The sequence below is a fragment of the Planomicrobium okeanokoites genome, assembly GCF_003428875.1.
Classification (GTDB): domain Bacteria; phylum Bacillota; class Bacilli; order Bacillales_A; family Planococcaceae; genus Planococcus; species Planococcus okeanokoites.
In genome coordinates this window covers 733,604-744,469 of sequence record NZ_QQRS01000001.1, presented here as the reverse complement: position 1 = coordinate 744,469, position 10,866 = coordinate 733,604, and the positions used below count along the sequence as shown (strand labels likewise).

The 10,866-nt window shown below is 46.2% G+C and carries 12 protein-coding genes; all 12 read left to right on the top strand.

The window, feature by feature from the left end:
• Positions 1 to 25 precede the first annotated feature (25 nt).
• The 12 genes from D2910_RS03795 (at position 26) to lepB (ending at position 10,859) form a co-directional block, all read left to right on the top strand.
• On the top strand, positions 26 to 262 hold the full coding sequence (locus D2910_RS03795) for an acyl carrier protein (RefSeq protein WP_033543709.1): 237 nt from the start codon (positions 26 to 28) through the stop codon (positions 260 to 262).
• Between the two features lie 133 nt (positions 263 to 395).
• The gene (gene rnc, locus D2910_RS03790) at positions 396 to 1,151 is read left to right on the top strand and encodes a ribonuclease III (protein ID WP_084245132.1); all 756 of its coding nucleotides are present in this window, start codon (positions 396 to 398) and stop codon (positions 1,149 to 1,151) included.
• A gap of 3 nt (positions 1,152 to 1,154) precedes the next feature.
• A complete protein-coding gene (gene smc, locus D2910_RS03785) occupies positions 1,155 to 4,703 on the top strand; it encodes a chromosome segregation protein SMC (RefSeq protein ID WP_117312434.1) in 3,549 nt (1,182 codons plus the stop codon).
• Positions 4,704 to 4,719: 16 nt separating this feature from the next.
• On the top strand, positions 4,720 to 5,736 hold the full coding sequence (ftsY, locus tag D2910_RS03780; RefSeq protein WP_084245136.1) for a signal recognition particle-docking protein FtsY: 1,017 nt from the start codon (positions 4,720 to 4,722) through the stop codon (positions 5,734 to 5,736).
• Between the two features lie 67 nt (positions 5,737 to 5,803).
• Positions 5,804 to 6,127 carry a putative DNA-binding protein gene (locus D2910_RS03775; protein WP_084246789.1) on the top strand — a complete coding sequence of 108 codons (324 nt, stop codon included), beginning with the start codon at positions 5,804 to 5,806 and terminating at the stop codon, positions 6,125 to 6,127.
• Between the two features lie 12 nt (positions 6,128 to 6,139).
• Positions 6,140 to 7,498, top strand: a complete 1,359-nt coding sequence (ffh, locus tag D2910_RS03770; protein WP_101802769.1) for a signal recognition particle protein — start codon at positions 6,140 to 6,142, stop codon at positions 7,496 to 7,498.
• A gap of 93 nt (positions 7,499 to 7,591) precedes the next feature.
• Entirely contained in the window at positions 7,592 to 7,864 is a 273-nt protein-coding gene (rpsP, locus tag D2910_RS03765; protein WP_084245140.1) for a 30S ribosomal protein S16, read from the top strand.
• Positions 7,865 to 7,877: 13 nt separating this feature from the next.
• Complete coding sequence (locus D2910_RS03760) at positions 7,878 to 8,111, top strand: KH domain-containing protein (RefSeq protein WP_084245142.1); 234 nt, start codon at positions 7,878 to 7,880, stop codon at positions 8,109 to 8,111.
• Between the two features lie 369 nt (positions 8,112 to 8,480).
• Positions 8,481 to 8,999 carry a ribosome maturation factor RimM gene (gene rimM / locus D2910_RS03755; RefSeq protein WP_117312433.1) on the top strand — a complete coding sequence of 173 codons (519 nt, stop codon included), beginning with the start codon at positions 8,481 to 8,483 and terminating at the stop codon, positions 8,997 to 8,999.
• Positions 8,996 to 9,721, top strand: a complete 726-nt coding sequence (gene trmD, locus D2910_RS03750) for a tRNA (guanosine(37)-N1)-methyltransferase TrmD (protein ID WP_101802771.1) — start codon at positions 8,996 to 8,998, stop codon at positions 9,719 to 9,721. The genes rimM and trmD overlap by 4 nt, the downstream gene beginning before the upstream one ends.
• Before the next feature lie 135 nt (positions 9,722 to 9,856).
• Entirely contained in the window at positions 9,857 to 10,201 is a 345-nt protein-coding gene (gene rplS / locus D2910_RS03745; RefSeq protein WP_084245148.1) for a 50S ribosomal protein L19, read from the top strand.
• Between the two features lie 100 nt (positions 10,202 to 10,301).
• Entirely contained in the window at positions 10,302 to 10,859 is a 558-nt protein-coding gene (gene lepB / locus D2910_RS03740; protein WP_117312432.1) for a signal peptidase I, read from the top strand.
• The last annotated feature ends 7 nt before the right edge of the window (positions 10,860 to 10,866 follow it).

The window sequence follows — 10,866 nt, the reverse complement described above, 5'->3', positions numbered from 1 at the left end:
ACTGCATTGAGGGGAGGTGACGACATTGGCAACAGTATTGGAAAGAGTAACTAAAGTAATCGTGGATCGTCTAGGTGTAGAAGAGAACGAAGTGAAACTTGAAGCTTCATTCACAGGAGACCTTGGTGCGGATTCATTGGATGTAGTTGAATTGGTTATGGAACTTGAAGACGAATTCGACATGGAGATTTCTGATGAAGATGCAGAAGGCATGTCTACAGTAGGAGACGCAGTTTCTTACATTGAGAAAAAACAAGCTTAATTCTTATTAAGATGAAATGACCTTGACGCACAATCGCTTGCAGCTTAAGCGGTTGTGCGTCAATTCTATTTTTGCGTTAAAGCTGGAAAAAAGGTAAAATTGACGGAAGAACAACATAGGAAGGCAGATAAAAATGGCAATGAAAAAAAACCTCAACCAACAAAAGCCGGGAGTGCTGAAGGAAAGTGTAAAAAATGCTTTTGACCAGCTGCAAAAAGAGCTGGATGTCAACTTCCGTAATCCTGCACTGCTTTATCAAGCTTTCACTCATTCATCTTATGTGAATGAGCATCGAAGAAAAAAATTCACGGATAACGAACGGCTCGAGTTTTTAGGCGATGCCGTCCTGGAATTATCGGTGTCCCATTATCTTTACATGAAGTATCCCGATATGAGCGAAGGTGAATTGACGAAACTCCGGGCATCCATTGTCTGTGAACCGTCTCTTGTCCTGTTTGCGAATGAATTGAATTTCGGCAAATATATTTTGCTCGGCAAAGGCGAAGAACTGACTGGCGGCAGAACACGTCCCGCACTTCTTGCTGATGTCTTCGAATCATTCATCGGGGCATTGTATCTGGATCAGGGGCTTGAACCGGTCGTTTCATTCCTGGAAGTGATTCTGTTCCCGAAAGTGGAAATCGGTGCTTTTTCGCATGTGATGGATTATAAGAGCCAACTGCAGGAAATCGTGCAGCAGAAAAATTCAGGGACATTGAGCTATGAGATCATCGATGAAAAAGGACCGGCACACAGCCGCATATTTGTGACACGCGTCACTTTGGCCGATAAAGAATTGGGCGTCGGAAACGGACGATCCAAAAAAGAAGCGGAACAGCAGGCAGCTCAGCTGGCAATCCGTAAATTGCAGGAAGCAATGGAGGACTAGAGAATGTTTTTGAAGAGATTGGAAGTCATGGGATTCAAGTCGTTCGCTGATCGCATCGGCATCGACTTCGTTCCTGGAGTTACAGCAGTTGTGGGACCGAATGGCAGCGGAAAGAGCAACGTCACTGATGCAATCCGCTGGGTCCTCGGCGAACAATCCGCGAAATCATTGCGCGGCGGAAAGATGGAAGATGTCATTTTTGCCGGCAGTGATTCTCGGAAACCACTGAATTTCGCCGAAGTTACTTTGGTCTTGGATAATACGGACGGACGGGTCCCTCTCGATTACAGCGAAGTCAGCGTAACGAGAAGGGTTTTTCGAAGTGGGGAAAGTGCTTATCTGTTGAACAAGCAGAATTGCCGTTTAAAAGATATCACCGATCTGTTCATGGATTCCGGACTCGGCAAAGAAGCTTTCTCGATCATTTCGCAAGGACGGGTGGATGAAATCCTCAACAGCAAAGCTGAAGAACGCCGTTCCATTTTTGAAGAAGCTGCAGGCGTATTGAAATATAAACAGCGCAAGAAAAAAGCTGAATTGAAATTGAATGAAACGGATGAAAACCTCAACAGGGTTTTGGATATTCTCCATGAACTCGATGGCAGGATGGAACCGCTGCAGATTCAGGCTTCCGCGGCCAGGGATTACCTGGATATGAGTGCTGAACTCAAGGATGCGGATATCGCTTTATTGGCGTTCGACGCAAACCGTTTAAAACAGGAACTTGAACAACTTGGCAAAGACGCTGCTGAACAAAGCGCCAAGGAACAGGAATTGGCGGCTGAAATCGGCAGAAAAGAAGAAACTGTCTCCAGTCTGCGAAAGAAGATTGCTGAACTCGACAGCGGAATAGATGCGGAACAAAGCAGTCTGATTGAAGCAAGCTCCGAAACCGAGAAATGGGAAGGCCGCAAACTGCTGATGTCCGAGAAAAAACATAATGCAGACCGGCAGGCGAGCCAGCTGAAAGAAAATCTGGAAGCCGAAATGGCGGAGAATCAATTGCTGGCTGAAAAGCATCAGGAGCAATTGAAGCTGTTGGATGCAAGAAAAGCGGAGCAGCAGAAAATTAAAAATGCCATCAGACAACTGGAAGAACAATTGAGCAGAACGCCAGCGGATATTGAAAATGAAATCGAATCCTTCAAATCTCTCTATATAGAATTGATGAATGAGCAGGCTACTGTCAGAAATGAATTGAAGAATATCGATTTGCAGGAACGGCAATTATCTGAATCCACCAGCAGAATCGCTTTGCAGCAACAAGATTTCAGCACTGAGCTCGAAAAGCTGGAGAAGGAAAAAGAAGAAGCCGCGAAGAAATACGATACAATCAAAGAGCTGTTGGAAGAAAAACGCCGATTGTACCGTGAAACAGAAAACAGCTACCAGCAAATCAAGGGAGCTTTCGACAAAAAGCAGAATATGCTGTTTCAAGCCTATCAATCCCAAAAGCAACTGGAATCAAGAATTGACACACTTCAGGAATTGGAAGCCGATTTCTCAGGGTTTTTCCAAGGAGTGCGGGAAGTGCTTCAAGCACGTGAAAAAGGACAATTGACCGGGATCGTGGGAGCGGTGGCGGAAATCGCGCAAGTAGACCAGAACTATGCGAAAGCGATTGAAACTGCGCTTGGCGCTTCCAGTCAGCATATTGTCGTCCAAAACGAAGACGATGCCCGGAAAGCAATCCAGTTCCTTCGTGAGAAACGCGCTGGACGCTCCACTTTCCTGCCGATGACGGTGATGAAGCCGAGAACCATACCGGAGCACACCTTATCTTCAATTCGCCAGCATCCGGCGTTTATTAAAGTTGCGTTCGAGCTGGTGGACTATGATCCCGCTTACAATATGATCATCGAAAATCTTCTCGGCAATGTAATTATTGCGGAAGATCTGAAAGGCGCTACAGCAATCGCTAAGTTGACAGGCAACCGCTTCAGGGTCGTGACGCTTGAAGGGGATATCGTCAATACCGGCGGTTCGATGACCGGCGGAGCCAATAAAACCCAGGCATCGTTTTTCACGCGTAAAGCGGAACTTGAGCAATTGCTTGTCCAGTCCAAAGAGCTGAAACAGACGATTGCCGTTGCAGAAAAAACAGTGCAGAAAGAACAGTCTGAAGTCCACACGACAGAACGCAGATTGAATGATTTACGGTCGGAAGGTGAAAAATATCGTGACCTGGAATCAGAACGCGCGATGACACTTCGGGAAATCAATGCAGTCTTGAACACCACAAAAGAAAGGTTCAAGGTGTTTCAAGCCGAGCAAAAAAACAAAGGATCCGATTTGGACGCTGTGACGGTGCGCAAAGAAACTGCTTCCAGCCGTCTCGATGAAATCACTTCTGAGCTGGACGGAACTTCGGCCCGTATTGAAGAATTGACGCAGTTCAAGCAGCAGAATGAAAGCGCCCGGGACGCGGTGCTGGTAAAATTCGCCGACCACAAGTCCCAACTCGCTGTCATGAAGGAACGGGTCAACCAATTGACGGACAGTGAAGCTGAGTTGCTTGTCCGAAAAGAGAAGAGCGACCGCAAGCTGAAGGAAATCCAGTCCGAACTTGAGTGGCTGCAATCCGAAGAAGCGGCAAAAGTCTATTCAGATGAAGAGATCATAGCTGAAATTTCAAAATGGTCCAGCAAAAAACAAATGGGCATGCAGAAAATCAGTGAGTTAAAAGAGCTTCGAATCCAAAACCAAAGCCAATTAACTGAACTGGAAGAAGAGCTGAAAGAATACCAGCGCCATCATAAAGGGTTTGTCGAAGCGATCCGTATCTGTGAAGTGAAAGCTACACGATTGGATGTTCAGGTGCAGAATCTGATCGGCCAATTGGAAAATAATTATGAATTGACACTTGAACAGGCGACTCAATTTGAACTGGCGGATGAAGAAGATGTTGTGCGCAAGAAAGTCAAATTGCTTAAACAGTCGATTGAAGAACTGGGTCCGGTCAATATCGGCTCTATCGAGGAATTCGAGCATGTGGCTGAACGCCATAACTTCCTGACGGAGCAGCGAAATGACTTGAACGAGGCAAAAGAAACATTGCGGACAGTCATCCGCGAAATGGATGAAGAGATGACGACCCGTTTTGATGAAACCTTCCATGCCATCCGAAGCCATTTCCAGCGGGTCTTCAAGGAATTGTTCGGCGGCGGTTCAGCTGATCTTGTGCTGACAAATCCACAGGATATGCTGGCGACCGGTGTGGAAATCATCGCACAGCCGCCGGGCAAGAAACTGCAGGCCCTCAGTCTGCTGTCAGGGGGGGAACGGGCGTTGACTGCGATTGCGCTGCTGTTCGCCATCCTGAATATCCGGCCGGTGCCGTTCTGTATCCTGGATGAAGTGGAAGCTGCACTCGATGAATCGAACGTAGTGCGCTATAGCCAATATCTTAAGAAATTCAGTGAAGATACACAGTTCATCGTCATCACACACCGAAAAGGGACGATGGAAGGTGCCGATGTCCTTTACGGCATCACGATGCAGGAATCAGGCATATCAAAACTCGTATCTGTAAAACTGCAGGAACAATTATAAATGGAGGAGTGATCTGGTGAGTTTTTTCAAGAAGCTGAAAGATAAATTTGCCGGCAACGCCGAGCAGGAACAATCAACCGAAAAGTATAAAGAAGGTCTGGAAAAGACGCGTACGGGGTTTACCTCACGCATAAACGACTTAGTGGCGAAATACCGCAAAGTGGATGAAGATTTCTTCGAGGAACTTGAAGAAGTACTTTTGCAGGCGGATGTCGGCTTTGAAACCGTTCTCGAATTGATGGATGAATTGCGCTATGAAGTACAGCGCAAAAATGTGCGGGACACTTCGAACGTACAGTCTGTCATCTCAGAAAAATTGGTTGAGATTTACCAGGCCGGTGAACCTGAATTGAACGAAATCAAGTTCGCCGATGGCTTGACCGTCATTTTAATGGTGGGCGTAAACGGTGTGGGCAAGACAACGACTATCGGTAAACTGGCCCACCGTTTGAAGAATGAAGGTAAATCGGTCATGCTAGCGGCCGGCGACACTTTCCGTGCCGGAGCAATTGAGCAATTGGATGTCTGGGGACAGCGGGTCGGTGTGGATGTGATCAAGCAAGCCGCCGGTTCGGATCCTGCAGCGGTCATGTACGATGCTGTGCGTTCGGCGAAATCACGCGGTGTGGATGTGTTGATCTGCGATACGGCGGGGCGCCTTCAGAACAAAGTCAATTTAATGAATGAACTGGAAAAAGTCCACCGTGTGTTAGGGCGTGAAATTCCGGGTGCTCCGCATGAAGTGCTGCTGGCACTTGATGCCACAACCGGACAGAATGCGATGATCCAGGCACAGACTTTCAAAGAAGTGACGGAAGTTACGGGCATCGTATTGACTAAACTGGACGGCACCGCAAAAGGCGGTATCGTTCTGGCTATCCGCAATAAACTCAACATCCCCGTCAAATTTGTCGGTCTGGGTGAAAAAATGGATGACCTTCAGCCGTTCGATCCACAGAAATATGTTTATGGCCTGTTTGCCGAAGGTTTGGATAAGGAAGAGGAAATGGAAGAGGATGCTGCAGACAAGTAAAATTACTTGACGGTTGATTTCATTTTCAGTAATGTTGTGTGTAGTATGAACGGGGTGAGCAGACATGATGGGTTTGGAAAAAACGACACGGATGAACTATCTATTCGATTTCTATCAGGAATTGCTGACGCCAAAACAGCGCAGTTATATGATGCTGTATTATTTGGATGACCATTCTTTAGGTGAAATTGCCGAAGAATACAATATTACGCGACAGGCGGTTTACGATAATATACGCCGTACTGAAGCGATGCTCGAGGAATACGAAGCGAAGCTCCAGCTGTTCGATAAATTTCAGCGTCGGCAGGAACTGGTTTCGACATTCGAGAAAAACCCCTTCACTGAAGAAAACATCCATAAATTCCTCAGTGAACTGAAAGAATGGGATTAGGAGGCGGAACGAATGGCATTTGAAGGTTTATCCGAACGCCTGCAAGGCACCATGACTAAGATCAAGGGCAAAGGTAAAGTGTCTGAAGCAGATGTTAAAGATATGATGCGTGAAGTCCGTTTCGCTTTGATCGAAGCGGATGTTAACTTAAAAGTAGTAAAAGAATTCGTTAAGAAAGTAAGTGAACGCGCTGCCGGTTCAGATGTAATGGACAGCTTGACACCGGGCCAGCAGGTCGTCAAAATCGTTAAGGATGAATTGACGGAATTGATGGGCGGCGAGCAGAGCAAAATCGAATTTTCAACCAAACAGCCGACAGTCATCATGATGGTGGGTCTGCAAGGTGCAGGTAAAACGACCACTACCGGAAAACTGGCGGGATTGCTGCGCAAGAAGCATAACCGCAAACCGTTATTGGTAGCGGCTGACGTATACCGTCCGGCGGCTGTACAGCAATTGGAAACAGTCGGCAAACAGCTGACCATTCCGGTATTTTCAAAAGGGACAGACATATCACCGGTTGAAATTGCTCGTCAGGCGATCGAACACGCGAAAGCGGAACATTTGGATACAGTCATTATCGATACGGCTGGCCGCTTGCATATAGACGATACGCTGATGCAGGAATTGAAGGATATCCGTGCATTGAAGGAACCGGATGAAATCTTCCTGGTTGTAGATGCCATGACCGGGCAGGATGCAGTGAACGTGGCACAAAGCTTTGATGAAGCAATCGGTATCACGGGAGTCGTCCTGACGAAACTTGACGGCGATACACGCGGCGGGGCGGCATTGTCTATCCGTACTGTAACGCAAAAGCCGATCAAATTCATCGGTATGGGCGAAAAACTGGATGCTTTGGATGTATTCCATCCGGAACGCATGGCATCACGGATCCTCGGAATGGGCGATATGCTGTCGCTGATTGAAAAAGCGCAGACTAATGTTGATGAAGAAAAAGCGAAACAGCTCGAAGAGAAATTCCGTACGTCTTCATTTACGTTCGATGATTTCCTGGAACAGCTGGCACAGGTCAAACAGATGGGGCCATTGGATGAAATCCTGAAGATGCTGCCCGGCGCCAATAAAATCAAAGGGCTGGAAAACGCAAAAGTGGATGAAAGCCAAATGGGCCGTGTAGAAGCCATCATCTATTCGATGACGAAACAGGAGAAAACAACGCCTGAAATCATCAACGCGAACCGGAAAAAACGGATCGCGCGCGGATCGGGGACGTCGATTCAGGACGTCAACCGCTTGTTGAAACAATTCGAAGATATGAAGAAAATGATGAAACAAATGTCCGGCATGAGCTCGAAAAAAGGCAAGAAAAAGATGTCAATGCCAGGCCTGGACTCACTTTTTAAATAATTTTATAAGGTGTTAAGAAAAAATACTTTACAAACTATTTAAAGCTTGCTAATATAATATCTTGTGTGAAACTATTCGGAGGTGCTTTAAGAAATGGCAGTAAAAATTAGATTAAAACGTATGGGAGCTAAAAAATCTCCTTTCTATCGTATTGTTGTAGCTGACTCACGTGCTCCACGTGACGGCCGTCAAATTCAGACAGTAGGTACTTACAACCCGCTGACAGTTCCAGCTGAAGTTAAAATCGACGAAGAATTGGCGTTGAAATGGCTTCACGATGGCGCTAAACCATCTGACACTGTTCGTAACTTGTTTTCTCAAAAAGGCATTATGGAGAAATTCCATAACGACAAATTAAACAAGTAAGGGAGACTTTCTTATGAAGCAGCTGATTGAATCCATTGTGAAACCGCTGGTTGATCATCCGGAAGAAGTTCGTATTGAAATTGACGAAAATAATAGCCGTATTGTCTACAAGCTTTCCGTGCATCAGCAAGATACAGGGAAAGTGATCGGTAAGCAAGGCCGTGTGGCGAAAGCCATCCGCGCTATCGTGTATTCAGCAGCAGGCAATCATCATAAGAAAAAAACTTACCTCGATATTGTGGATTAAGTAAAAGGAAGGAGCCCCGGTTCCTTCCTTTTTTCTTGGGATTGTCGTTATAGCCGATATTCCGCAAAACAACTTCGCTTGCCTGGGGGCTCGCACTGAGCTAACTCGAGCTCGTTTCACTTCACTCGAGTGAATCTTGCACTTCGTCGGCATTCGCCTGCTCCCCATGGCGTCTTCGCTGTTTTGCTCCATATCTCAGATAATCTCTCAATAAAAGCTATTTTCTCAGCGCTGGCGCGCCAATGGACTGAGCGAAGCAATAAGACGAGTGCACTTCTCGGCTTATTGCGGGAGCTTTGTCCTAAGCGCCGGCGCGATTACTTAATAATTTTTATAATATAAATACTGAAATAGAAAGGATGTTTGCGCGTGGAATGGTTTAATGTTGGAAAAATCGTTAATACCCACGGAATCCGCGGAGAAGTGCGTGTTTTATCCCGCACGGATTTTCCGGAGGAACGTTTTGCAGTAGGGACGAAACTGGGCCTTTTTAAGAAAGATGAAAAAAAGCCGATCATGGTCAAAATTGCGAGCCATCGGCAGCATAAGAATTTTGAGCTGCTGACATTTGAAGGCTATCCTAATATCAATATGGTTGAAGAGTTCAAAGATTCGTATCTGCGAATTGCTGAACATGACCTGACGGAATTGGAAGAAGGCGCGTTCTATCACCATGAAATTCTGGGCTGCACAGTCTTCACTGACGAAGGCCGTGAACTGGGCAAAATCACTGAAATCCTGGAAACCGGTGCGAATGACGTATGGGAAATCACACCTCAAGCCGGCAAGAAGCAGTATATCCCTTATATCGAAGATGTCGTCAAGGACATTGATGTCGAAGAGAAAAAAGTGACGATTGAAGTCATGGAAGGTTTGTTGAACGAATGAAAATAAATGTTCTTTCATTATTCCCAGCCATGTTCGAAGGTGTTTTCAACCAGTCGATGCTAAAGAAAGCCCAGGAAAAAAATGCTGTAACATTTGCAGTATCCGATTTCAGGGAATTTGCTGATAATAAACGCCAGGTGGATGATTATCCATTTGGCGGCGGTGCTGGAATGGTGCTGAAGCCGGAACCGGTTTTCAACGCTGTAGAAGCGCTCTCTGGCCAAGGGAAGCCCCGTGTCATCCTTATGTGCCCGCAAGGTGAGCGCTTTACACAGAAAAAAGCGGAAGAGCTTGCGCAGGAAGAGGAACTGATTTTCATCTGTGGCCATTACGAAGGATACGATGAACGGATCCGTGAACATCTGGTGACCGATGAGATTTCAATCGGCGATTTTGTTTTGACTGGCGGGGAACTGGCGGCCATGACTGTCATCGACAGTGTAGTAAGACTGCTGCCCGGCGTGCTCGGCAATGCGGATTCGCCTGTTAAGGATTCTTTTTCGACAGGTTTTCTGGAGCATCCACAGTACACAAGACCCGCTGAATACCGCGGGTGGAAAGTGCCGGATGTTTTGACTTCCGGAAACCACGGGAAAGTCGATAAATGGCGCGAGGAACAGACACTGAAAAGAACTCTCGAACGCCGTCCGGATCTGCTGGAGAAAATCGACCTGACTGATGAACAGAAGAAGATTTTGGATGACTTGAAAAATAGAAAATGATCACAGATTAACTCTTGCAAATGCTGTTGCTTAGTGATAACATGGAGTCTGTACTTTTATGTGAAGTACAGGATTACGGTGTTCCGCTGCAATCGGCTTATGAATGCAAGAGCATCTGTAGAAGGAGAGAAAACCATGCAAAACATTATTACAGAAATCACAAAAGAACAGCTTCGTACGGATCTCCCAGATTTCCGTCCTGGTGATACTGTCCGCGTCCACGTTAAAGTTGTCGAGGGTACACGCGAACGTATTCAGGTATACGAAGGAGTTGTCATCAGCCGTCGCGGAGGCGGGATCAGTGAATCATTCACTGTCCGCAAAATCTCTTACGGTGTTGGTGTTGAACGTACATTCCCTGTACACACACCAAAAATTGCTCAACTTGAAGTTACCCGTCGCGGTAAAGTTCGTCGTGCGAAACTGTACTACTTGCGCAACCTTCGCGGTAAAGCAGCTCGCATCAAAGAAATCAGATAAGATTGCAATGCAGAAAGAGGGCGTCCGCGCCCTCTTTCTTTTTTGCTTAAATGCAAATATCCTTGTACAATTAAAGCACAAAGCATAGGGAGGAACGCGCATGGAAACAGAAGCGAAAAAGAAGAACGAAGTGTGGGAATGGTCGAAAGCTCTATTGATCGCGTTCGGTCTTGCAGCAATTATCCGTATATTCCTTTTTACGCCGATTGTGGTTGATGGGGAGTCGATGATGCCGACGCTAGAACATGGCGACCGCATGATTGTCAATAAAATTGGCTATAATATTGGGAATCCGGAACGGTTTGACATCATCGTTTTTCATGCGCCTGAAGAAAAAGATTATATCAAGCGGATCATCGGCTTGCCGGGGGATCATATCGCTTATGAAAATGACCAATTATATATTAACGGTGAACCAATAGATGAGCCGTATCTGGACGACTACAAAAAAGATGTCAGTGGCACATTAACAGAAGATTTTACGCTTGAAGAAAAGATAAATTCCAGTACTGTACCGGAAGGAACAGTATTTGTAATGGGCGATAATCGCCGGGCAAGCAAGGACAGCCGGATTATCGGAGTAGTTCCAATGGAAGAAGTTGTCGGCAATACTAGTTTTGTATTCTGGCCATTTGAAGAAGCTGGACTTGTTAAGTAAGGAGAGA